The organism is Akkermansia sp. BCRC 18949, assembly GCF_045011645.1.
GTDB classification, from domain to species: domain Bacteria; phylum Verrucomicrobiota; class Verrucomicrobiia; order Verrucomicrobiales; family Akkermansiaceae; genus Akkermansia; species Akkermansia massiliensis.
The window spans coordinates 1,988,796-2,012,073 of sequence record NZ_CP123619.1 but is presented as its reverse complement, the minus strand read 5'-3'; the positions used below and the strand labels follow the sequence as shown (position 1 = coordinate 2,012,073).

At 59.4% G+C, this 23,278-nt stretch carries 20 protein-coding genes; 12 read left to right on the top strand and 8 right to left on the bottom strand.

Features of this window, described 5'->3' with window-relative positions; all coding sequences use genetic code 11:
- The first annotated feature begins 8 nt into the window (after positions 1-8).
- From P8A25_RS08430 to P8A25_RS08410, 5 genes are all read left to right on the top strand, one after another.
- A complete protein-coding gene (locus tag P8A25_RS08430; RefSeq protein WP_215442273.1) occupies positions 9-1,652 on the top strand; it encodes a hypothetical protein in 1,644 nt (547 codons plus the stop codon).
- A 15-nt stretch (positions 1,653-1,667) separates the two neighbouring features.
- Positions 1,668-2,396 carry a lysophospholipid acyltransferase family protein gene (locus tag P8A25_RS08425; protein WP_102722804.1) on the top strand — a complete coding sequence of 243 codons (729 nt, stop codon included), beginning with the start codon at positions 1,668-1,670 and terminating at the stop codon, positions 2,394-2,396.
- On the top strand, positions 2,369-3,244 hold the full coding sequence (gene folD, locus P8A25_RS08420; protein ID WP_022396699.1) for a bifunctional methylenetetrahydrofolate dehydrogenase/methenyltetrahydrofolate cyclohydrolase FolD: 876 nt from the start codon (positions 2,369-2,371) through the stop codon (positions 3,242-3,244). Before P8A25_RS08425 ends, folD begins: the two co-directional genes overlap by 28 nt.
- 66 nt (positions 3,245-3,310) lie before the next feature.
- The gene (locus tag P8A25_RS08415; protein ID WP_022396700.1) at positions 3,311-4,093 is read left to right on the top strand and encodes an enoyl-ACP reductase; all 783 of its coding nucleotides are present in this window, start codon (positions 3,311-3,313) and stop codon (positions 4,091-4,093) included.
- A 271-nt stretch (positions 4,094-4,364) separates the two neighbouring features.
- Entirely contained in the window at positions 4,365-4,697 is a 333-nt protein-coding gene (locus P8A25_RS08410; RefSeq protein WP_146017737.1) for a hypothetical protein, read from the top strand.
- Between the two features lie 46 nt (positions 4,698-4,743).
- Here the strand turns inward: P8A25_RS08410 and P8A25_RS08405 are convergent, their stop codons facing one another.
- Genes P8A25_RS08405 through P8A25_RS08395 form a run of 3 tightly spaced genes read right to left on the bottom strand, consistent with a single transcriptional unit; the run spans position 4,744 to position 7,808 of the window.
- The gene (locus P8A25_RS08405) at positions 4,744-5,601 is read right to left on the bottom strand and encodes a diacylglycerol kinase family protein (RefSeq protein ID WP_215442274.1); all 858 of its coding nucleotides are present in this window, start codon (positions 5,599-5,601) and stop codon (positions 4,744-4,746) included.
- The gene (locus P8A25_RS08400; protein WP_404838654.1) at positions 5,598-6,737 is read right to left on the bottom strand and encodes a transglutaminase family protein; all 1,140 of its coding nucleotides are present in this window, start codon (positions 6,735-6,737) and stop codon (positions 5,598-5,600) included. Before P8A25_RS08400 ends, P8A25_RS08405 begins: the two co-directional genes overlap by 4 nt.
- Positions 6,738-6,749: 12 nt before the next feature.
- Positions 6,750-7,808, bottom strand: a complete 1,059-nt coding sequence (locus tag P8A25_RS08395) for a tRNA-dihydrouridine synthase (protein WP_022396704.1) — start codon at positions 7,806-7,808, stop codon at positions 6,750-6,752.
- Positions 7,809-7,878: 70 nt separating this feature from the next.
- Between P8A25_RS08395 and P8A25_RS08390 the strand changes: the two genes are divergently transcribed.
- Complete coding sequence (locus P8A25_RS08390; protein WP_022396705.1) at positions 7,879-9,078, top strand: 4-hydroxy-3-methylbut-2-enyl diphosphate reductase; 1,200 nt, start codon at positions 7,879-7,881, stop codon at positions 9,076-9,078.
- Between the two features lie 161 nt (positions 9,079-9,239).
- Here the strand turns inward: P8A25_RS08390 and P8A25_RS08385 are convergent, their stop codons facing one another.
- Complete coding sequence (locus P8A25_RS08385) at positions 9,240-9,461, bottom strand: hypothetical protein (protein WP_022396706.1); 222 nt, start codon at positions 9,459-9,461, stop codon at positions 9,240-9,242.
- A gap of 79 nt (positions 9,462-9,540) precedes the next feature.
- Entirely contained in the window at positions 9,541-9,804 is a 264-nt protein-coding gene (gene rpsT, locus P8A25_RS08380; protein ID WP_022396707.1) for a 30S ribosomal protein S20, read from the bottom strand.
- Positions 9,805-9,965: 161 nt separating this feature from the next.
- Between rpsT and P8A25_RS08375 the strand changes: the two genes are divergently transcribed.
- The 5 genes from P8A25_RS08375 (at position 9,966) to P8A25_RS08355 (ending at position 16,481) form a co-directional block, all read left to right on the top strand.
- Positions 9,966-10,574 (top strand): HAD family phosphatase, encoded by a 609-nt coding sequence (locus P8A25_RS08375; protein ID WP_022396708.1) that lies wholly within the window; start codon positions 9,966-9,968, stop codon positions 10,572-10,574.
- 196 nt (positions 10,575-10,770) lie between these two features.
- Complete coding sequence (gene ilvB, locus P8A25_RS08370) at positions 10,771-12,579, top strand: biosynthetic-type acetolactate synthase large subunit (protein ID WP_251827843.1); 1,809 nt, start codon at positions 10,771-10,773, stop codon at positions 12,577-12,579.
- Positions 12,580-13,559: 980 nt separating this feature from the next.
- Entirely contained in the window at positions 13,560-14,219 is a 660-nt protein-coding gene (locus P8A25_RS08365) for a tetratricopeptide repeat protein (protein ID WP_215442275.1), read from the top strand.
- Between the two features lie 60 nt (positions 14,220-14,279).
- Positions 14,280-15,176, top strand: a complete 897-nt coding sequence (locus tag P8A25_RS08360; RefSeq protein ID WP_215442276.1) for a phosphatidylserine decarboxylase — start codon at positions 14,280-14,282, stop codon at positions 15,174-15,176.
- Between the two features lie 618 nt (positions 15,177-15,794).
- Positions 15,795-16,481, top strand: a complete 687-nt coding sequence (locus tag P8A25_RS08355) for a PEP-CTERM sorting domain-containing protein (protein ID WP_180975168.1) — start codon at positions 15,795-15,797, stop codon at positions 16,479-16,481.
- 98 nt (positions 16,482-16,579) lie between these two features.
- On the opposite strand, the gene rpe is transcribed toward P8A25_RS08355, so the two are convergent.
- Both rpe and leuS read right to left on the bottom strand, forming a co-directional pair.
- The gene (gene rpe, locus P8A25_RS08350) at positions 16,580-17,233 is read right to left on the bottom strand and encodes a ribulose-phosphate 3-epimerase (RefSeq protein WP_022396713.1); all 654 of its coding nucleotides are present in this window, start codon (positions 17,231-17,233) and stop codon (positions 16,580-16,582) included.
- Positions 17,234-17,256: 23 nt separating this feature from the next.
- The gene (gene leuS / locus P8A25_RS08345) at positions 17,257-19,830 is read right to left on the bottom strand and encodes a leucine--tRNA ligase (RefSeq protein ID WP_215442277.1); all 2,574 of its coding nucleotides are present in this window, start codon (positions 19,828-19,830) and stop codon (positions 17,257-17,259) included.
- Positions 19,831-20,014: 184 nt separating this feature from the next.
- Here leuS and P8A25_RS08340 point away from each other — a divergent pair, with 184 nt between their 5' ends.
- Positions 20,015-21,700, top strand: a complete 1,686-nt coding sequence (locus P8A25_RS08340; RefSeq protein ID WP_251827952.1) for a sulfatase — start codon at positions 20,015-20,017, stop codon at positions 21,698-21,700.
- Between the two features lie 709 nt (positions 21,701-22,409).
- Here the strand turns inward: P8A25_RS08340 and P8A25_RS08335 are convergent.
- A complete protein-coding gene (locus tag P8A25_RS08335; RefSeq protein ID WP_215442278.1) occupies positions 22,410-23,153 on the bottom strand; it encodes a hypothetical protein in 744 nt (247 codons plus the stop codon).
- Positions 23,154-23,278 lie beyond the last annotated feature (125 nt).

The window sequence follows — 23,278 nt, the reverse complement described above, 5'->3', positions numbered from 1 at the left end:
TAAGACTATTGAAGAACAGTGATTCCGATCCTGAGTCCTCTTCTTCCTCCCAGGGGGCGGACAATATCATGCGCCAGCTGCATGCCTCGGATTCCCAGGGCGTGGAGCGAAAGAGGGAAGTAGTGGTGCGCCCGGACGGCAGCAAGGTCATCCGTGTGGAAAAACGCCGGCGGACCTACAATGACGACCACGGGGACGCCAAGCAGGCCGTGCTGAAAAACAAGCGTTTCCTCATTGGCCTCTGCATCCTGGTCCTGCTGGTTGTGGGCGCCCTGGCGGGAACGTACATGTACCGCCTGACTTCCTTCAATACGGAGGAATTCGCCGGGCGGCTGCAATCGGACCTCTCCGCCGCCTGGGGCGGGAAGGTGGAAGCCTCCGGCATGGCGATGGACGGCCTTTCCATGAAGGCCGCCCGCATCAAGGTCACTTTCCCGCAGGATTCCTGCCTGTCTTTTGTAATGATGGAAGGCGTTTCCGGAGAAATCTCCGCCACGTCCCTGTTCATGGGAAAAATCAAGGGGGAAAGCCTGAACATGGCCAAGGTCACGATTGGCCTGCGCCCCGGATTCTCCAAATTTGCCGTGCCGCAGACAAAGCGGGAACTCCCGTTCGTCTTCCGGCGGTACACCTCTCCGCGCCTGGAGGTAGGTTACGCCCACAAGACGGAGGAATTTACCCTGGAGCGGAATGACGGCCCCTTCTACATGACGGCGGAAGCCTACATCCGCACGTCCGGAAACGGTACGGAACCGGAATACGTGCTGGACCTGTCACAGCAAAAGCTGAAAATCAAGGGCTGGCCTCTGATGGGCGTCGACTCCGGCTCCATCATTTTAAACGGAAACGGCGTCAAGCAGCTCACCTTCTCCGGTTTTCTGGACAAGGGGCGCCTGCTCAACAAGCCTACGGACCTCAGCCCCTTCATGATTACGGGGAATTTCCTCCTGGGTACGGATTTCCGCCACCAGGCCTGGACCCTGACGGGCAGGAATTTTGACCTCCTCTCCCTGGTGGGGGATGACTTCGCTTCCTTCCTCAAGGTACAGATGGGGGAACAGGAAGTGGATGAAAAGCATGAATTGAAGCTGGACTTTGCGCTGCCCGTGACGGACGAACAGAAAAGGCCCTCCGTAAAAGGGTACAGCGGTTCCGTCATCAAGGCGACCATGCTCAGGCTGCCCGTCCTGCGCCTGCTGGCGGCCATGACCGCCCGGAACACGGAAATAAGGCTGCCTTACTCTTCCCCAGTCTTTACGTCCGGCTCCTTTCTGCTGGAAAGCGACGGAACGGACCGTTCCGCCTCCCTGAAAGAGATTTCCCTGTTTGAGCAGGGCTTCCTGGGAGTGACCGGGGTTCTGTACAGCAACGGTTCCGCCGTGACGGGAGAGCTGGTCTTTAAAATCCCCTCCTACATGGTGGATAGCCGCCGCCTGCCGTCCGGCGTTACGCAGGAGGGGCATGAAATCATTCTCCCCGTGAAAATTTCCGGTACGCCGGCATCCCCGCAGGACAACTCCGCCGGCATGCTCCAGGAAGTGGAGCCGCGCGCGGACCGTCCGGGAATGGGGACTGCCCCCTCCCGCGGAACGGCTCTTCCCGCTCCGTCAAGTACCCCGCCCGCCCGCATTACGGTGGACGGATTCATGTGATATTGCCGAGGATTCATGTTGCTGCTCAATCCCATTGTCCGAAAAACGTCCGAAAAGCGTTCCCGCTGGTGGACCAAGCTGGCCGGCTTCGGCTTGTGGTCCTTGCTCCAGCCCATCTGCATGAGCCTGAATATCCGCTCCATCAAGGAGGAGCACGACGACGTCTACACGGCGCCCTTCCTGGTGGCCCTCTGGCACAACCGCACGACGGTGCCCGGCTACGCCTGGTCCCTGGCCCAGAAGCCGCTCAAGATGTGCGTGCTCACCAGCGCCAGCAAGGACGGCGCCCTGGTGGAGGCCGTATGCAAACACTTCGGCCTGGATTCCGTCCGCGGTTCCTCCGGACGGCGGGGAGCCCTGGCCTACATGGAAATGATGAGGAAGGTGCAGGAGGGGGACGTCTGCTTCTGCCTCACCCCGGACGGTCCGCAGGGCCCCATTTACCAGGTGCACCACGGCATCATCAAGATGGCCTCCCAGTCCGGTCTTCCCATCGTTCCCGTGTGCATCGAATATGAAAGCTGCTGGAGGCTGAACAAGGCCTGGGACCGCTACGCCATTCCCAAGCCGTGTTCCAACGTGAACATTCTATGGAAAAAGCGCCTGTTCATTCCTCCGGACGCAACGGATGAGCAGGTAGCGGACTACGCCCGCCTTCTGGCCGGGCTGCTGAGCGAGGGGCTTCCGGACTTCCCGCCACTTCATCAATCATTATTATGCAAATCATCGACGGAAAACAGGTAGCCTCCCAGGTGCTGGAAGAGGTTGGAAAGGACATTGCCCGGCTCAGGGAACAGGGAATAACGCCCGGCCTGGCCGTGGTTCTGGTGGGGGAGGACCCCGCCTCCCAGGTGTATGTGAATTCCAAAGTGAAAAAATGTGCGGAGCTGGGAATGAACTCCCGTAAAATCGTTCTCTCCGCGGATGCCTCCCAGGAAGAACTGCTCCAGGTCGTCCGTGACTTGAATGCGGACCCCTCCATCCACGGCATTCTGGTGCAGAGCCCGCCTCCCCCCCATATCGACGAGGCGGCCGTGGTCCTGGAAATAGACCCCGCCAAGGATGTGGACGGCTTCCACCCGGAGAACGTCGCCAAGCTGGTGCTGGAGGATGAAACCGGTTTTGTGCCCTGCACCCCGCTGGGCTGCATGAGGCTGTTGCAGGCGGCCGGCATTGAAACGGCGGGCGCGAATGCCGTGGTCATCGGCCGCAGCATGATCGTGGGCAAGCCGATGGCCCATCTTCTGATGTCCAAGCAGGCGAACGCCACCGTTACGGTGGCCCACTCCCGCACGAAGAACCTGCCGGAGCTTTGCCGTTCAGCAGACATCATCGTGGCGGCGATAGGCAGGCCCGCATTCGTGACGGCTGATTTTGTGAAGGACGGCGCCGTGGTGGTGGACGTGGGCATCAACCGCGTGGAAGATGCCTCCGCCAAGCGCGGCTACCGGATTGTTGGAGACGTGGCCTATGATGAAGTGGCGCCCAAGTGCCGGGCCATTACCCCCGTGCCCGGCGGCGTGGGGCCGATGACCATCGCCATGCTGATGGCTAACACGGTCAAGGCCTGCCGCCAGCAGACGGGGGCCTGACGGAGCGCCGTGACGTCCGTTTTTCTTGTCAAATGAAGGAAAGTAGGGCAGTATTCACTTACCATTATGTCAAGTAAATTACTCGAAGGCAAAGTTGGTGTCGTAATCGGCGTGGCGAACAAGCGCAGCATCGCGTTCGCAATTGCCAAGGCATGGCATGAAGCGGGCGCAAAGCTCATCTTCAATTATCAGGGCGAACGCCTCAAGGACGGCGTGCTTAAGCTGGTCCATGAAAACTTCGGCGAAGACGTCCCCGTTTACGATCTGGATGTCAGCAATGATGAATCCATCAATGCATTCTTTGAAAAAGTCCGGGAACACACGGACAAGGTGGATTGCATGCTGCATTCCGTGGCTTTTGCCCCGAAGGAAGCCCTTGGCGGCAGTTTCCTGGATACGGGACGCGAGGCGTTCAAGATTTCCCTGGATATCTCCGCCTACTCCCTGGTGGCCCTTTCCCGCGCCGTGGAGCCCATGATGTCCGACAACGGCAGCATTCTGGCGATGTCCTACCTGGGTTCCGAAAAGGTGGTGCCGAACTACAACCTGATGGGCGTTTCCAAGGCCGCCCTGGAAGCCTGCACCCGTTATCTGGCGTATGATCTGGGCCGCGCCCGCGGCATCCGCGTCAACTGCATCAGCGCGGGCCCCATGCAGACGCTTGCGGCACGCGGCGTTTCCGGCTTTAACACCATGTTCAAGGTGTATGAGGAACATGCCCCCCTGGGCCGTTCCTGCACGGGCGAGGAACTGGGCGCTACCGGCGTCTTCCTGGCCAGCGACGGCGCAGCCGCGATCACCGGACAGGTGATTTACGTGGACGGCGGCTATCAGATCATGGGCATGTAGCATTCCCTCCGGGAAAATTTCCCCTTTGTTTCAGGCCGTACCGCTTGCCGGTACGGTCTTTTTGCGCTGTTTCCGCGGGTATGACAGGGATGCGCCATCTCTCCTGTCAAAAATTCTTGTGTTCCGGTGTCTCATTTTTATAAATAAGAAAATGACAGCCTCCCCTCGTTATCTGTTTAACGGAGAAACGTGCGGCAGCTTGGATGAATTGTTCCTCCGCTACGGGAACTCTTCTCATAAAGCCCATATCTCCCTTGTTGGCGGGGACGGAATGCACATGCAGTCCGTTCCGGTGGGTAACGGCCTTTATTATTGCGAGGTGGGGGATGACGCCCATGGCTACGTCTGCCCCCATGAAATGCCGGTTGAGGAATTGGAGGAACAATTCCGCCGTTTTGATTCAGGGGAGGATTTCTCCTTTGTGAAGGAAGATTGGAGCTTTTACGAACCTTCCGCCTCTCCGCTTCCGGCGATGGTCAAATGGATTGGCGTCGCGGCCCTGATGGATGCCGCCATTGTACTGGCCTTCACCGGGCTTCCGGAGGTCCACACCGTCCATCTTTCCTGCATGCTGGATACGTTTACCCGTTTTCTGCTCAGTTAAGGCGCGCAGGGGCGGCCTGTTGAAGGAAGCCTTTTGCGGCTCCGCTTCAGGGGGCGAGTACCTTCAGCGTGCCGTGGCGCGTGATGCGGACCGGGGCGTTGCCCATATAATCGCCGTCCAGTTCACAGGCGGCCTGTCCGGCGGAAATGACGGTTCCCCCCGTCATCCGGATATATTCAAAGGAGCCGTTCCGCCGGGAATGGAAGCCTCCGTGGACGGCGGCCATCAGGCATTCCCCGATGATGGAGGGAATGGAATGTTTGAAAACCACGGCGTCCAGAAGACCGTCGTCATTATCCGCTTCCGCAAAGAAATTCAGCGGTCCTCCGTACCTGCGCCCGTTGCCGAAGAGGATGGAACGGCCTGCCACCACCCGCCCGTCATCCGTGGACAGGGTCAGCCGGGGCTGCCGCTCCGTGCAAACCCGGGCGCCGGCAATGACGTAGGCGAAGGCCTTCCATTTCTTTTTCATTTCCCACGTGGTCAGTTCCACGGCACGGGCGTCCGCGCCTATGCCCGCCATCTGGAGAAAGGGCTGCCCGTTGAAGGCGAACAGGTCCACGTCCCTGGGACGTCCCGCATTCAGAACATGCAGGGCGTGGTCAAAATCCTGCCGGATACCTATTTCACGGGAGAAGACGTTCATGGTTCCCGCGGGGAAGGGGGCCAGCGCCGTTTCCGTATTGCAGAGGGCCCTGGCCGCCACGCCCAGCGTGCCGTCCCCGCCCGCCACGGCCACGACGGGAGTTCCGGAATCCGCCCGGGCGGCCAGGTGGCGCAGCATGTCTTCCCTGCTTTCCGGCTCAACGACGTCAAAAAGATCCCGGTGGCCGTCCAGCCAGCGGCGGAAGCGGTCGGCCCTGGCGCTGCGCGCCGTATTATTGAAAAACAGGGGAATCCTCATGGAGCGGTCACGGAGAAATTCAAAATCTGCACCGGGGCTTCCGTATGGGCCACGGGTTCATGGCGCACTGTTCCGTCGGGCAGCATGAATCCCAGAATGCCGCGGGAGACGTTGTCCGGCAGGCGCACTTCCAGAAACTTCCTCATGTCGTCGGATGGGCCGGGGGTGGTGCCTTCCGCCAGGACTTTCCCTTCTTCCGACTTGAGAACGACGCGCAGGGGCAGTCTTCTGCCGCTGCCTTCCTTCCCATCCCTGATATCCAGCATCAGCCTGCTGCCCGGCAGGTACTCCGGCTGTGCCGCCACCCAGTCCGACGCCAGTTTCATATAACGGTCCGTGATCCTGACGGCGGGGACGGTCCGGCTTTCCGGAGGGAAGGTCAGCGCGCGCCGTTTTTCGTCGTAGCGGGCTTCCCAGATCAGCGGGAAGAACTCTCCGGCGCCCTCCTTCTTCCAGGAGGTGGCGTAAATGGCGTTCTCCGGCTTGCGGGGGTCCAGCATGCTGATGGCGGACATCACCCACGGGGTGTTGAAATCCTTCTCGTTGTACTCCAGCATTTTCCATTCCCCGTCACACCAGGCTTCCACCCAGTTGTGGTTGCCGCGCACATGGTTCCAGGTAAGGACGCCGGCCATGCGGGCCGGAATGCCCACGGAGCGGAGCGCGCAGACGAGCAGGATGCTCTGGCCCGTGCAGGAAACCTTGCCGGATTGCAGGGATTCCTTCACCCCCTGGTGGGGAATCCTTCTTTCCGTGGAATAGCGCACATTCAGGGTTTTCTGGATGCAGGAGGCAATCGTGAGGGCGGCTTCCCGGCCCGTCTTGCATGCGGAAACCAGCGGCGCAAAGAGGTTGTGGAACTGTTCCCGCCATTCGTCGCGCGGCTCGTTGACCACGGCATAGGGGAGCACGTTGTTTTCATAAAGCTCCCACGGAACCTTGCCGGCCCAGGGGAACTGGCTGCGGGCGTCCAGCGCCAGGCGGACTTCCCGGTCCAGCCGTTCTTCCGTAATCGTTTCCCTGTCCTGCGCGGGCATGTAGGCGCGCAGGAATTCCACTCCGTCCGGAATGGCGTCATGGGCGGCGCAGAGAGCGGCGGTCAGGCCCAGGAGAAGGGCGGAAGGCAGCGGATTCATGAACACGGGAATTCATACCTGAATTCCGGGAGGGAGACAAGCTTCCTCTTGCGCAAGTAGGGCATGGAAATGGGCGAACAGGTGCGTGTCTTCCGGCGGCGTGGGGGCAAACGGGGCGTCATTGTCCAGGATATCCTCGCAAATGCGCATGAAATCGCGGGAGGTTTTCGCCCTTTTCATGTAATGGTCAAAGGAATCCGGAAGCCCGCGCGCGGTGTAAACCAGGTATTTTTTCATGCGGTGGATGTGTTTTTCCTCCACATAACGCTCCTGCATTTCCAGCGTGCGCTCATGGAGGCGGCGGATGTAATGCAGCACGTCCCGGAAGGTGGGGGAAGCAGGGACTCTACCCTGGAAACGGTCGTAAAGCTGGGAAAATATCCATGGATTGCGCAGGGCCGCGCGCCCGATCATCAGGCCTGCGGGCCGGGCCAGCCGCACCCACGCGTCCGCCGTGGCCGCATCTACAATGTTGCCGTTGGCGACCACCGGACAGTCCAGCGCTTCCACGGCCCATTTTACCCATTCCGGATGCACCGGGGAGCGGTAGCCTTCCCGTACGGTGCGGGCGTGGATGCACACCCTGTCCGGGGTGTGGGCGGCAATCACGGGGAGAATGCGTTCAAACTCGTCCGGATTCTCGTATCCCAGGCGGCATTTGACGGTGAAGGCCCCGGCGGGAAGAACGTCCCGGAGCGCGCCCAGGGCCGCGTCCATGGCCTTCAGGGAGCGCAGCATGCCCCCTCCGGCGTTTCTCCTGCACACCATCGGGGCGGGGCAGCCCATGTTCAGGTCCACCCCCGCGCAGTCGTGCTCCATCAGGGCCAGCGCGTCCCTCGCCAGGTACTCCGGCTCATGGCCCACGAGCTGGCCGTAAATGGGGCGCCCCGTGGGATTTTCATCAATGGAGCGCAGGATGTATGGCGACATCTTTTTATGATGGGCCACCGTTCTGAAATACTCCGTGATGAAATAATCCGGCAGTGAATTCAAGTCCTTCAACGTCTTGAGGAAAGCCAGATCCGTCACATCTTTCATGGGGGCCAGGGCCAGGAGCATGCGCCTGTGCATACCGTGAAAAGCCCCGGTTGGCAAGCTGTGATTGTCTTGACGAAAGAAGGAAAGTGTGGAAGCTGTGAGCATGAATCAGGACTCAACCCGCAAAGCCAGAGTGAATGTGAGACGAGCCGAGGTGATGGAACAGGTGGAGAAGGAAATCCAGCAGCATTACCAGAGTGAATTGATTTCCCATATCCGGTCTGCGGGCAACGTGTACAACCTGGGCCACACGGAATTTTTCCTGGCGAGGGAGTTTGGATTCTGCAACGGCGTGCGCCGCGCCATAGACATAGCGTATGCGGCCCGCAGGGTGTTCCCGGACCGGCGGATTTTCCTGATCGGGGACATCATCCACAATCCGGAGGTAAACCGGCAGCTGGAGGAAATGGGCATTCAGAAGCTTCCCTGGAAGCAGCTTGATTCCTCCTATGACCGGATTGCCGCGGACGACGTGGTGATTATTCCCGCGTTCGGCGTGCCCACTCCCTTCATGGATGCGCTGGAGGAAAAGGGCGTGCAGATTGTGGACACGACCTGCGGGGACGTGATGAAGGTCTGGAAAAGGGTGAAGAATTACGCCGCCATGGGGATTACCTCCATCATTCACGGCAAGGCCACCCATGAGGAAACCAGCGCCACGGCCTCCCGGGCCCTGGGGGAACGGGGAAAGGGGAAATACCTGGTGGTTTACGATCTGGAGGACGCCCGCATCTTGTGCGACTACATGCTGGGCCGCGGAGATCGCGAGGCGTTCCTGAAACGGTTTGAAGGCTGTTATTCCCCGGGATTCGATCCGGACCGGGATCTGGAGGAAGTGGGCATCGCCAACCAGACCACCATGCTGAAGACGGAGACGCAGACGCTCCAGAGGATGGTGAAGGACGCCGTCGTCCAGAGGGACGGGGACGATGATAATTTTTATGTGTTCGACACTATTTGCGGCGCTACCCAGGACCGCCAGGACGCCCTGTACGAGCTGTTGAAGAACCCTCTGGACGTCATGTTCGTGGTGGGCGGCTACAATAGTTCCAACACCACGCACCTGGTGGATATCGCCAAGGAGCATGTGCCCACGTATTTCATTGAATCCGCAGAAAGCATCAAATCCATCCAGTACGTGGATGCCTTTGACACGGAAACGCGGGAAGTCCGCCGCATGACCACGGAACCGGTGGTGCAGAATCTGGGCAAATCCCTGAAGGTGGGGATTACGGCGGGCGCTTCATGCCCGGCCAACCTGATTGAGGCCACTATCCTGCGCATTGCAGAATTGCGCAAGTAGCGGCGCGCATCCGGAGCTGGAGGGATGCGGAGAAATGGGCACGCCTTCCACCGGGAAGGCATCTGCCGTTTTTCTCACGAAAACGGAGCGGTGGCCGGACCCGCGGGAGAGGAAAACAGAGAAACAGGAATACGGCGGAAAACGGCGCCGGGCAGGACTCCTTAATTTTCCAGGTCTTCCGGGGTGACGGAACGCTGTTCCCGGGAGGCAAGCAGTACGGCCTGTTCCACGACGTACTCCGTATTGGAGTCGAAACGGTAGGCGTTGCAGTTGGGACACACGGCAGTGGTCAGGGACACGATGGAGCCGCAGGCTTCGCAAACCTTGAAGTCCCCGGGACGGTCAATAATCAGTTTGGCTTTATCCAGGCGGGATTGCTGCATGGGAGGGGAAAATAAAACAAGCCGCTCAGCAGAACAGAGCGGCTTGCCATAAAGATCGTCAGAAAACCGAAGTGAAAACTCAGGCGATTTTTGCGATGGCCTTGGCGGCCTTGCTCTTGTAGTTGGCGGCGCGGTTGGCGGGAATGGTGCCCACCTTGGCGGCCTTGTCAACGGCGGAGGAGAAAGTGTTATAGGCAACGGCAGCGGCTTCCTTGTCAGACGTTTCCACCGCAGTGGCAATCTTCTTGCGGAGGGTCTTCAGCTTGGAGGACACAGCGCGGTTGCGGGCGGTGCGGGTTTCTGTCTGACGGATGCGCTTGAGTGCGGATTTGGTATTGGCCATGTTTTAAAAGAGGTTCGGTTTCCGTTTCGAGGTGGCAGAAACATTAGAATAACAGGACAAAATGTCAAGCTCTTGATATATTTTTTAAGGCATTCCTCCTAAGCGCGGGCAGACTGCGGGCTTTACCGGAAAAAGGGTTTGTGGCATCCTGTGCCCCCGTTATGAAGAAACGCGTGGATTTGCCTGAAAAAAAATATGAAGGATATATTTTTGATCTGGACGGCACCCTGGTGGACAGCATGCCGCTCCATTACAAGGCATGGCGCAAGGCCCTGGCCCGTGCGGGGGCGCCGGACCGCGTGTTCCTGGCGGATGAATTTTATTCCTGCGGCGGTAAATCCGCCAACGACGTGGTGCGTTTTCTGAACGAACGGTACGGCATGCACATGGATGCTGCTTCTACCGCTGCGGACAAGCGCCGCATTTATCTGGAAATGCTGGAAGAGGAGGGCATGCAGCCCATCCGGGAGGTGGTGGAATTCGTGCATTCCCTGGGAGACGCCCCCAAGGCGATCGCTACGGGAAGCGCCATGCCGGGAGCGTCCCGGACGCTGGCCGCCGCCGGACTTTCAGGTCTTTTTGACGTGATTCTGACGCCGGATGAAGTGGAGCATGGCAAGCCTGCGCCGGACATGTTCCTGAAAGCGGCGGAACTTCTGGGGGCATCCCCGGACCGCTGTGTGGTTTTTGAAGACGCGGAACCCGGCATGAAGGCCGCCGCAGCCGCCGGAATGGACTGCGTGCACGTCCGCCGCGCGTCCCTGGCCTGATTCCCTCTCCAGCGGCTTCCGCAGAGGGGCGCTTTCCGGCCTTCCCCTCCTCCCGGGATGCACGCCTGCATTTTAATGAAAAGGCTTCACATTACGCCCGGAATGCGCTAGAACCTTTTTTCCTATTGAACAAATAAAATATTATTTGCACATGAGCACAAACGACAAAACATCATCCGCCCCGACGAAAACCCGCATGACAGGAGCCGAAGTGCTCGTGGAATGCCTCGTGCGTGAAGGTGTAGACGTCGTCTTTGCCTATCCCGGCGGCGCCAGCATGCCGATTCACCAGGCCCTGAGCCATCAGCCCAAAATCCGGACCATCCTGCCCCGCCACGAACAGGGCGGCGCGTTCGGCGCGGAAGGCTACGGCCGCGTCACGGGCAAGGTGGGCGTCTGCATCTCCACTTCCGGCCCCGGCGCCACCAACATGATCACCTCCATTGCGGACGCCTATCTGGACTCCACTCCGCTGGTGGCGATTACGGCGCAGGTCATGCGTTCCCTGATCGGCCGCGGCGCCTTCCAGGAGACGGACGTGTTCGGCATGACCGCCCCCATCGTGAAACACAGCTATCTGGTGACGGAACCGGAAGAACTGCCCCGCATCATCAAGGAAGCCTTTTACATCGCCTCCACGGGCCGTCCCGGCCCGGTGGTGATTGACATGCCCAAGGACGTGCAGGAAGCCGTGTTTGCGCCGGACTTCGACATGGAGATGGACCTCCCCGGCTACAACCCCGTGCTGCCCGTTCCCACGGAAAAGCTGGAAGAACTCATTCCGCTGATTGAAGGCGCCAGCCGTCCCGTCATTTACGCCGGCGGCGGCATCATCTCCGCGGAAGCCTCCGCGGACCTGCTGGAATTTGCGGAACGCTCCCAGATTCCCGTGGCGACCACCCTGATGGGCATAGGAGCCATGCCGGAGACCCACCCTCTTTCCCTGCGCTGGCTGGGCATGCACGGAGCCGTGTTTGCGAACAACGCCGTGAATGAAGCGGACCTGGTGATCGCCCTGGGCGCCCGGTTTGACGACCGCGTGACCGGCGCCGTCAACATGTTCTGCCCGGACTCCACCATCGTCCACATTGACATTGACGCCAGCGAGATCAACAAGAACAAGAAGGTGGCGCACCCCATCCGCGCGAACGTGAAGGACGCCCTCCAGGTTCTCAACGCCGCTCTGGCCGCTCAAGGCTGGGAACGCAAATCCTCCGGCTTTACCCGCACTCCGGAATGGTTCGGAGTGATTGAAGACTGGAAGAAGCAATACCCCTTCTCCTATGAAGACCGCAAGGGCTATATCTCCCCGCAGGCCGTCATTGAGGAACTCTACCGCCAGACGGCGGACAAGGATCCCATCATCTGCACGGGCGTGGGCCAGCACCAGATGTTTGCCGCCCAGTTCTTCAAATTCGACAAGCCCCGTCGTCTGGCTACCTCCGGCGGCCTGGGAACCATGGGCTACGGCCTTCCCGCCGCCATGGGCGTGTGCCTGGCCTGTCCGGACAAGCTGGTGGTGAACATTGACGGAGACGGCTCCATGCTCATGAACATTCAGGAGCTGGCTACCATTCACGTGGAGCGCCTGCCTGTCAAATGCATCATCCTGAACAACCAGCACCTGGGCATGGTGGTGCAGTGGGAAGACCTGAAGTATGACTCCAACCGGGCCCAGACCTTCCTGGCGGACCCGCACGACAGCTATGACCCCACCCACAAGACGGAAGACGTCATCTACCCGAACTACCCGCTCATCTGCGCCGGATTCGGCGTCAAGTGCGAGCGCGTGCTCCGCATAGAGGAGCTTCCGGCGGCCATCACCCGCATGATTGAATCCCCGGAGGCGTACGTGCTGGACGTAATGGTTCCTCACGACGTGCATGTGCTGCCGATCATCCTGGGCGGCATGAGCTACAAGGACGTGATTCTGGAACGCATTGCCGGGGACGGCTCCGCCAAGAAGGCGTCCGAACTGGGCAAGGAAATTCCGACGGCCCTGTAAGGAATATTCCGTCATTCATTCGTTAACGGGAGCCGTCCGCAAGGGCGGCTCCTTTTTAATGGCAGCGGAAACCGGAGGGGAATTCGGCTTCCGGCAATGGGGAAAACGGCGCGCCGCCCGGGAGGCCTGTTGTTTATGTGTCTCCATGTTGGCGGCTCCGGGGATGCACGGTTCTGTTTGAAGGAACGTGGAAGATGTTGCTGGACGCGGCAGAGGGGAACGGCTAGCATCAATGAACCAAGTTGAATGCAAGCCGGACCGGACGCGGCGAAGATGGAATATTACGGAATAACGCCGCGTCTGATGCCGCCTTGCGCCAACCCCAAGCTCACAGAAAAATCCCGGGAGACCGGCGCTTGCTGCAAGTGATTGGGAAATGGATATTGACAAAAGAATCACCTCTTATCGGGCCTGACCGTATCCGGCTTCCGCATCAGGTTGGCGCAAACCCCTTGCTGCGCCCTTGATGCTCAACCCGTATCCTCCAGGCCGTCGCACCCTCACGGGTGCGTGGATTGAAACTGGTAGGGCTCTAGGCCAAATCGGACATAGGTAGTCGCACCCTCACGGGTGCGTGGATTGAAACTTGCCGGGCGGGGCCATCTTGTAATTCGCCAGGGTCGCACCCTCACGGGTGCGTGGATTGAAACCCGGGAGCCAAGACAAAGCGGCTTGTCCATGTCAGTCGTACCCTCACGGGGTGCGTAGAATGAATAGTGCAGTTGTTTTTAATGATGTCTGCATGGTAAGGGAGGTGATTATTTTGATAAATGGTTATTTATTGAATATTCTTTTAAGGAGGATTTTTATGTTGGGGAGGACGCCGGATGAACAACTTTCCGGATGGTTTATTATGGTTTCCGGACAGCCTGTCCGGAAAAGGGAAGCAGGCAAGCGGTGCATTTCCTGCGGCATGGGATTTTTTTCCGCGTTCACAGTTTGTGATGGATGAAGCCGGAGCAATCCAATATAAAGATAAGATGCATATAGACTGGTTGAATGATTTTTTGGAATGGACGCCTATTTTGCTGATGGTGCTGGTAGCGGTCGTTTTTCTGGTGGCGCTGAAATGGAGAAGCGGCAGGATGAAGAAGTTTCTGGAGGAGTGGAAACGTAAGATCGTCCGGCAGGCGGAAGCCGGGAATTCCTCCGCCCAGTTCCGTCTGGGGCGCATTTACCAGGAGGGGGACGGCGTGGAGAAGGACCCGGACCGGGCGGAGGATTGGTTTCACAGGGCGTTGCCCGGGTTGAAGCAGAAGGCGGATGCGGGAGATGCGGATGCCGCCTTTGACCTGTATGATTGTTTTCATGAAGGCCTGGGCGCGGAGAAGAGCGATACGCAGGCCCTGCACTGGCTGCAGCTTGCAGCGGAGCAGGGCAAGCCGGAGGCCATGTTTGACCTGGCCCTGGAGTACCGGGAAGGCGGCCTGGTGGAGAAGAATGAGGATTTGTTCATGTACTGGCTGCGTAAGGCTGCGGAAGCGGACGAGAGGGACGCCCAGTACCTGCTGGCCGCCTGTTATGAACACGGCAATGGAGTTCCGCAGGATTTGAATCTTGCACGGGAATGGTATGACCGCGCGGCGGAAGGAAAGGATTCCGGTACGGAGGAGGATCCGGAGCGCGCACAGGGGAAATAGGAGGCGGCGAGCCTCTTTCGGCTGGACAAATGGGGAAGCGGGCGACACTCTAGGCGTTTCATGGAGGGCATACGCTATTACAACCGCTACACGGGCAGGGAAGAACGGGAACAGGTGCTGGGGGAGAAGTACCTGCAATGGATTTACGGCACTTCCACAGGCCGGGCGGCACTGCATGTCCTGATCAAGCGCGGCGTTTTTTCCCGTCTGCTGGGGTGGCTGAAGAACCGGCCTTCCAGCGCGCGTTCCATCCCCTCTTTTGTGGAGGAGTACGGCATCAATATGGAGGATTCCCTCAAGGGGATGGGAGAGTTCAAGCATTTCAACGATTTTTTCTACCGCCGCCTGAAACCGGGAGCTCGCCCTCTGGCCGGTGGGGAGGATACGGCCGTTTTTCCCGCGGATGCCCGGCACATGGGCTGGGAACGCGCTGACCGAATCAAGAGCGTTTTCGTGAAGGGGCAGAGTTTTGACCTGCCCTCCCTTATGGGGAGTGAAGCGCTGGCCGGACGGTATGCGGAAGGCGCCGTCGTTTTGTCGCGCCTGTGCCCCACGGATTACCACCGTTTTCATTTTCCGGTGTCCGGGGTGCCCGGCCCGTGGACGAGGCTGGGCGGTCCGCTGGCGAGCGTGTCTCCGTACTGCCTGCGCCGCCGGCTGGCGTGGCTATGGACTAATAAAAGGAATTTGACCCTGATCCGGTCGGAGTTGTGGGGAGAGGTCGCCATGCTGGAGGTGGGCGCCACCGGGGTGGGGCTGATTGAGGAGACGTATGTTCCGGACGTTCCCGCCGCAAGAGGGGGGGAGAAGGGGTATTTTGCCTTTGGAGGCTCCACGGTGATGTGCTTTTTTGAACCGGGCAGAATACGCCTGGCTCCCGACCTGCTGGAAAAGACGGCGGAAGGCACGGAGTTGTTTGCCCGTCAGGGAGATATGATGGGCGTCTCTGCGGAGTAGCTGCGGTCCGGGAAGGGGTGCGGCCATGATGTCTCCGGATTATGAATCCGGAGTCAAGCTTACAAAATTGAAAGAAAAAGGTTTTGGGGAATTTGAGCTTGTCCATATCATGGGAATTGTCAGAGGGTGTTCCTGATGTAATGGGCTTTCTTTTCGTTCCAGTAATGGTTAATAACCGTCTTTACGCTTCGGCGGCGGCCTCCATCAGGGCGGGAGGCCCTGGCTCCCGGGAGATATGCGGCTGTGAAAGGGGACGGTGGAAGTGTTGATGGAGTGTGGCTTTGCGGCACTGGCGCCTGAAAGCGGCAGAGTTCCTGCTTTTCGTTGTTGAAACTCTTTCTGGAGCATAGCGGAAGTTTTTTTTAATAGCCGTCACTGCATTCCGGTGAGGGCATCCATCAGAGCCGGGAGGTCCTGGACTACCAGACGATATGCGGCCGTAAAAAGTGAATGTGGGAAATGTTGATGGAATGTCCATTTGGAGTTTTTTCCAGCCAAGCCGGAGCCTGGAGAAGGACAGCTTTTCCGGATTGTAGAATCTTTAACGGATTCATAATCCGCTATTTCCTTGGGCAACGGGTTCCATTCCGTATTTCACCCATTAATAAGAATAAATTTATGAAGTGCCTATGTATTCTTGGTGTTCTGGCCAGCCTGGCAACGGCACAGGCGGCTACTGTGTTGAGCACGACGACCAAAGACGATCCTTCCACCCTGACTTCCGGGGGATACGGAGCCTATTACGGTTTTTCCTTTGACCTGGACCACATGCTTCTTTCCTCCGGGGAAGGGATTTCACCGAATTCCACGGTGTTCCTGCAATCACTGGATATTGCCAAGGCGACGAACAGGACGGATGCCACCGACGGGCTGTACGTGACGATTTTTTCCTCCGCCGCTACCAAGGACGGAACGACGTTCGTGGGGCAGTCCACGACCACCGTTGACATGGCCGGAGATGGCGCCGGAGACGGAGCGGCCTCCTGGGAGAAGGCCGTGTTCAATAATTTGCAGCTTGATAGCGGCGTAACTTATTACGTGGCTTTTACGACGACGCAGATTTCAGATGCCACGAGTTGGGGTGACGTGAGCTTTTCCTCCGCCAGGTTGAGGCTTGGCAAGGAAGCCGACGGCGTGGACATCGGGGATGTGTATAAGAATGCGGGCTTTACCAGTACGGAGGGTTCCGTATGGGGACCGGCGTTGAGGGCGGAAGTGACGCTGGCCGCCGTGCCGGAACCGGCTTCCGCCTCCCTCGGCCTGCTGGGGCTGGCCGCCCTGCTGATGCGCCGCCGCAGGTTCTGATTAATGGAGCCATGAATGAAATAGTCCGGCACTCCTCCCGGGAATGCCGGATTTTTTGATTTTCCGTAATAACGGGCTGGGTAAGGACCGTCCGCAGGTTACTTCATTTCCGCAATGGCGCGGGCCATGTCCGGAGCCTTGAAGGTGGAGGAGCCCGCCACCAGCACGTCCGCCCCGGCCAGGGCGCACTGCGCGGCATTGTCTTTGCCGATTCCTCCGTCCATTTGAATCAGGAAAGGGGCCTGGTGCTCCGTGCGCCATTCGGCGGCTTTTTCCACCTTGTCCAGCACGGAGGGCATGAAGGATTGTCCGCCGAAGCCCGGCACCACGGACATGACCAGCAGCAGGTCTATTTCCTCCAGGTAGGGAACTACGGCGTCAAAGGGCGTGGCCGGGTTGACGGCCAGACCGTTTTTCACTCCGGCTTTCCGGATGCGCCTGAGGGTGTCGCGGATGTAGTGGGGGTCCCCCAGCTCTACATGGAAGCAGATGAGGTTGACGCCCGCTTTGACAAAGCGGTCAAAGTAGTGGTCCGGCCGTTCAATCATCAGGTGGGCATCCAGGAAACGGTCCGGCCCCACCGCTTTTCTGACGGCGGCGCAGATTTCCGGGCCGAAGGAGATGTTGTCCACAAAGTGGCCGTCCATGATGTCCAGGTGCAGCCAGTCGGCTCCGGAGTCAAAGGCACGGCGCGCTTCCTCCCCGATGCGGGAGAAGTCGGCGGCCAGCAGGGACGGGGCGATCATGGTCATGATGGCAGAGTCTTTCCGGGGTGTCAGTTGGCTACGATGTTGACCAGGCGGCCGGGCACGACAATTACCTTGCGCACGGTGACGCCGTCCAGGAAGATTTTTACCTTGGCGGAGGCCAGGGCCAGCTTTTCCAGTTCTTCCCGGGAGATGTCCCTGGGCACTTCCAGCTTGTCCCGCAGCCTGCCGTTCACCTGGATGACCATGGGAACGGTGTTTTCCACCAGCAGGGTTTCCTCCCAGACAGGCCAGTTTTTCTGGCAGAGCTGCGTTTCCGCCAGGGCGGGGAATTTCGCTTGCAGGCGGCTGTGAATTTCTTCCGTGAGATGGGGGGCAAAGGGGTTCAGCAGCGTCAGGAAGGCGTCATAGTCCTGTACGTCCACCACGTCCGCGGAGGTCATGGCGTTGGTGCATTCCATCATTTTGGCGATGGCGGTGTTGAAGGACATGTCATTGATGTCTTCCGTCACTTTCCTGATGGTTTTGTGCAGTTCCTTGCGCACGGGGAGCACGGCGGCTTCCGGAGCGTCCGCCGCCAGCTTGGGGTTGATTTCCCATTCGCCTTCCTGGTTTTCCCGGAAGGCCACGCGCCAGACGCGGGCCAGGAAGCGGGAGATGCCTTCCACTCCCTTGGTGGCCCAGGGCTTCACGTCCTTGAGGGGCCCCATGAACATTTCATACAGGCGCAGGGAGTCCGCTCCGTATTCGCGGACGATGTCGTCCGGGTTGACGACGTTGCCGCGGGATTTGGACATTTTCTGGCCGTCTTCCCCCAGGATGAGGCCCTGGTTGACGAGCTTCTGGAAGGGCTCGCTGGTGGTGAGGTAGCCCAGGTCAAAGAGAACCTTGTGCCAGAAGCGGGCATAGAGCAGGTGGAGCACGGCGTGTTCCGTGCCGCCCACGTACAGGTCCACGCCTCCGGGGTTGCCGGTGGAGCCCATCCAGTATTGTTCCGCCTCACGGCTGACGAAGCGTTCCGTGTTTTCCGGATCCAGGTAGCGCAGGTAGTACCAGCAGGAGCCGGCCCACTGGGGCATGGTGTTCGTTTCACGGTGGGCCGTGGGAGTGTACGCAATCCATTCCGTGGCCCTGACCAGCGGGCCGCGGGGGTCGCCCGTGGGGGCGAAGTCGTCCAGATCGGGCTGGAGCACGGGGAGTTCGCTTTCCGGCAGGGCGCGGTGGCGGCCGTCTTCCCAGACGATGGGGAAGGGTTCCCCCCAGTAGCGCTGGCGGGAGAAGAGCCAGTCACGGAGCTTGTAGTTTACCTTGCGGCGGCCCTTGCCGTTTTCCTCCAGCCAGAGGATCATTTTTTCCTTGGCTTCCGGAGTGGGCAGCCCCGTCAGGAAGCCGGAGTTCACGCTGGCGCCTTCATAACCGCAGAAGCCGCGCCAGTCAATGTCTTCACTGGGCGGCTGGACCACCTGGAGAATGGGGAGGCCGAATACCTGGGCGAAGGCGAAGTCGCGTTCGTCATGGGCCGGAACGGCCATGATGGCTCCCGTGCCGTAACCCATCAGCACATAGTCCGCAATCCAGACGGGGACCTGTTCCCCGTTGGCGGGGTTGACGGCATAGGCTCCGGTGAAGACGCCCGTTTTTTCCTTGGAGAGGTCCGTGCGTTCCAGGTCGCTCTTGGAGGCGCACTGGGCGCGGTACTGTTCCACGGCGTCTTTCTGTTCCGGCGTGGTGATGGTGTCCACCAGCGGGTGTTCCGGGGAGAGGACCATGTAGGTGGCTCCAAAGAGGGTGTCCGGCCTGGTGGTGTAAACGGTGATGGTTTCCCCGTTCAGGGTGAAGTCCACTTCCGCCCCTTCAGATTTGCCTATCCAGTTGCGCTGGAGCAGTTTGATGGATTCCGGCCAGTCCAGCGGCTCCAGTTCGTCAATGAGGCGCTCCGCGTAGTCCGTGATGCGCAGCATCCACTGGCGCAGGGGGCGGCGTTCCACCCGGTGGCCCTTGGATTTCCATTCCTCCACTTCCTCGTTGGCCAGGACGGTGCCCAGGTCCGGGGACCAGTTGACGGCCGCTTCCGCCACGTAGGCCAGGCGGCGCTGGTCGATTTCCTCCCGGCTCAGCCCCTGTTCCTCCAGTTCGGAGACGGGGCGCGCCTTTTTCAGTTCCCTGTTGTAGTAGGAGTTGTAAAGCTGGAGAAAGATCCACTGGGTCCAGCGCACGTATTCATGGTCCGTCGTGGCTATTTCCCGGTCCCAGTCATAGGAGAAGCCCAGCATCTTGAGCTGGCGGCGGAAGTTGTCAATGTTCCGGAAGGTGGTGACGGAGGGGTGCTGCCCGGTTTTGATGGCGTATTGCTCCGCGGGAAGGCCGAAGGAGTCCCACCCCATGGGGTGAAGGACGTTGAAGCCGTTCATGCGCTTGAAGCGCGCTACGATGTCCGTGGCGGTATACCCTTCCGGATGGCCCACGTGCAGGCCCGCGCCGCTGGGGTAGGGGAACATGTCCAGCACGTAGTATTTGGGTTTGGACGCGTCAAAGCCCTCTTCTCCGGGATTGCTTACTTTAAAGGTTTTCCTTTCGTCCCAGATCTGCTGCCATTTGGGTTCAAAAACGTCAAAGGGATATGGTTTCTTGCGCTCGGACATGATGGGGAGGAATGTATACTCCGCCCGCTGGCCAATCAAGCCTAAACCCGGTGGCGCAAAAGCGTTTCCGCCGCTTCCCGGAGGATGATGCCTTTTTCCGGAAAAAAGAGGAAAGACCAGAGGTTGCTTGTGCGTATTTTTAGGTTGAAAGGATTTTGACGATTATATTAAATATGTTGCGACCATGAAGTTCTCCGCCTGTCTCCTGTCCGCCGCCTGCGGCGCGTTTTCCCTGCTTGCCGGGGCGTCCGCCCAGAGCAATACTTCCCACCCCGTTTCCGGAAAGAAGCCCAATATCATCGTTTTCCTGGTGGATGACATGGGCTGGCAGGATACGTCCCACCCGTTCTGGTCCGACGACCGGGGCAACCCGAAGAAGACGTTCCTGAACGAGCGCTACCGCACGCCCAACATGGAGAAGCTGGCCGCGCAGGGCATGACGTTTACGGATGCGTACGCCCATCCCCTCTGCACGCCTTCCCGCGTGAGCCTGATGTCCGGCATGAATCCGGCGCGGCACCGCGTGACCTGCTGGGTGAGGGAGCAGAACGGAACGACGGACCGCAACAACAAAAATCTCCAGCCGCCGGACTGGGCCCTCAACGGCCTCCAGCCGGTCGGGATTCCCGCCCGGGGGACGACGAAACGCCCCATTTCCGGGGAAGACATGCATTACAACATGACGCGCCCCTTCGTCACGGCGGCCACGCTGCCGGAGATGCTGAAGAAGTGCGGCTACGTCACCGTGCACTGCGGGAAGGCCCATTTCGGCACCCAGGGAACGCCGGGATCCAACCCGTTGAATATGGGATTTGACTACAATATTGCGGGTACGGAGATCGGTCACCCGGCAGATTACCGCGGTTCCAAGCATTACGGAAAAGGGTTCAACCATGTGCGCGGGCTGGATGAGAATAATTATTACCAGGACGACGTATTTTTGACGGAGGCGCTGACTCTTGAGGCCCTCAAGAGGCTGGAAGCCATCAGGACCAATCCGAAGGAGGCCGGCAAGCCCTTTTACCTGTACATGGCCCAGTACGCCCTGCACGCCCCGCTGGATGAACGCGCCTACGACAAGAGGTTTGCGGATTCCTACAAGAATCCGGAGGACGGGCACAAGTGGTCTCCGGTGGAGAAGCATTATTCCGGGTTGATCGAGGGGATGGACAAGAGCCTGGGGGATATCATGAAGTACCTCAAGGAGCATGACATGGACAAGAACACGGTGCTGGTGTTCATGTCGGACAACGGCGGCCTGGCCATTTCCGGCAGGCTGGGCAATGAGGACGCCAATTATCCCCTTTCCTTCGGCAAGGGATCGTGCATGGAGGGCGGCATCCGGGAGCCCATGATCGTTTCCTGGCCCGGCGTGACGAAGGGCGGTTCCAGGTGCGCTGTTCCGGTGGTGATTGACGACTTTTTCCCGACCCTTCTGGATATAGCGGGATGCCGGAACGCCAAGGTTCCGCAGAAGCTGGACGGCCTGAGCCTGGTCCCGCTGCTCAAGGGAGGCCGGTTCCCTGCGGACCGTCCCCTGCTGTTCCACCAGCCCAACAACTGGGGGGAAAACAATCGTCAGGCTCCTCAGTACGGCGCTTCCACCGCCCTGCGCCACGGGGACTGGAAGCTGATTTACCGTCACGGGAACCAGAGCTTTGAGCTGTACAATTTGAAGAAGGATATCGGTGAAAAGGAAAACCTGGCTGCCAGGGAACCGCGGAAGTTGAAGGAAATGGCCGGCCTGATGGGCAAGCTGCTCCGCGAGCGGAAGGCGCAGATGCCCACCTACAAGAAGGGTAATGAACTGGGCGCGCCGGAAGGAAGCTCCGTTCCGTGGCCCGACCAGGTGAAGAAGGGCGGGAATTGAGATTCCGCAGCAGTTTCCGGTTTCTTTTCCATCAGGGCCGGCAGATGTGCCTCTGGTGAAGGCGGGTGAATGGGAATGCCCTGCTTCCGGCAGGGCATTCAGCTTGTGACCGCCTTTGCCGGAAGGGCAGTTTCCCCATGAAACGGGCTGTTCACAGGCGCTTTTCTCCGCGCCGCGTTCCTGTTCTGAAAAGACTTGCGGTAAGAGCCGCCAATTTCTGCGGCTTCCGCATGAACAGGCGGACGGTGGGCGTACGCTGTTTTGATTAACGGACTTTTTTCAATATCCGTTCGCTGGCCCTCAGTTTCTTTTCATCTGCCGCAAAGGCTTGCGGCGCTCCATGCGGTCCGCGTGGAATCCTCCAGGCTTTTCAGGCAAGCCATTTTTCCGCAGGCTGTCCATGGAAAAACACGGGAAAACGGCGTATTCCCCGGGACGGCCATTCTGCCCCCATCCGGGCAGGGAGCCTCCCTGCCTTTCCTGCGGTAGCTTTTCCGATATTCAGCGGAGGAAGTTTCCCCTTCCCGGAAATACGGTCCCGCTTAAAAACGCAATTTTTCCATTCTCTTTTTTCAGGATGGGGAGAAGGTGAAAATAACGGCAAACTTGCTTTTGTTCCGGAGGAACGGGGATAAAAAACGCTCCGCCGTACGTGCCGGCGGAGCGTGATGGAAATTAAGGCGATGGCATCCCCGGAAGGGGAGGCATCTTAAAAGTCGTCGGAAGCGGCGTCATCCGTCGCCGTGGCGTCGCCGCCTTCAGTCGCGTTATCCGCAGCGGGAGTTTCTTCCGTTCCGGTAGCGTCTTCCGCAGGAGTTTCCTCCGTCGTGCCGGGTTCGGCAGCCGGAGCTACGGCAGGCTTGGCGGCGGGGGCGGCAGCCGGAGCGGTTTCCTTGGGAGGAACGACCACCTTCACGGCGGGGGGCGCCGGAACGGGCGTTTCCAGGCCGTCAGCCTTGCGTGTGCTGACGCGGAGGCCGTCCGCATAGGCCAGGTTTTTCAGGATGGCATAGCCCAGGGCGGGAGCGCGGTCCGTCGTGTTGACCAGCATCTTGAAGTGGTTGTTGACGGACATCTTGCGGGCGTCCCTGCCATTGCGGAAGGGAATGATGCCCACCAGGTTGCCGTCATTGTCAATGCAGATCGCCCAGTAGGAGCGGTCCACCTGGATGAAGTACTGCGGACGGATGTAGTCCATCGTTTTCCATTCGGCTCCCTTGATGTATTCCTCCATGGCGCGGCGCGCATTGGCCGGCATGCCGCCCCAGTCGGCGTAAACCCTGGTGGTCAGCGTTTCACGGCCGTTGTACCCGTGTACGGAAACGTGCTGGGCAGTAGCGAATTGACGGGCGTAGCTCTCGGGAGAGGTAGGTTGGCAGGAGCTGGTGAAGAGCGCTGCTCCGGCGGTCAGGATGCAGGCTGCTGCAGTGGTGAAGGGATGAATGTTAGTCATGGCAATCGCAATGGTTACGTTATAAAAGAGGAAAACACATCCCATTTCAAGGAAAAGAATGCAGGAAGTGCCGATTTGTGGCGTTTTTTGACGTTTCCGTTTGATGAGGGGAACCGCGCAGGCGC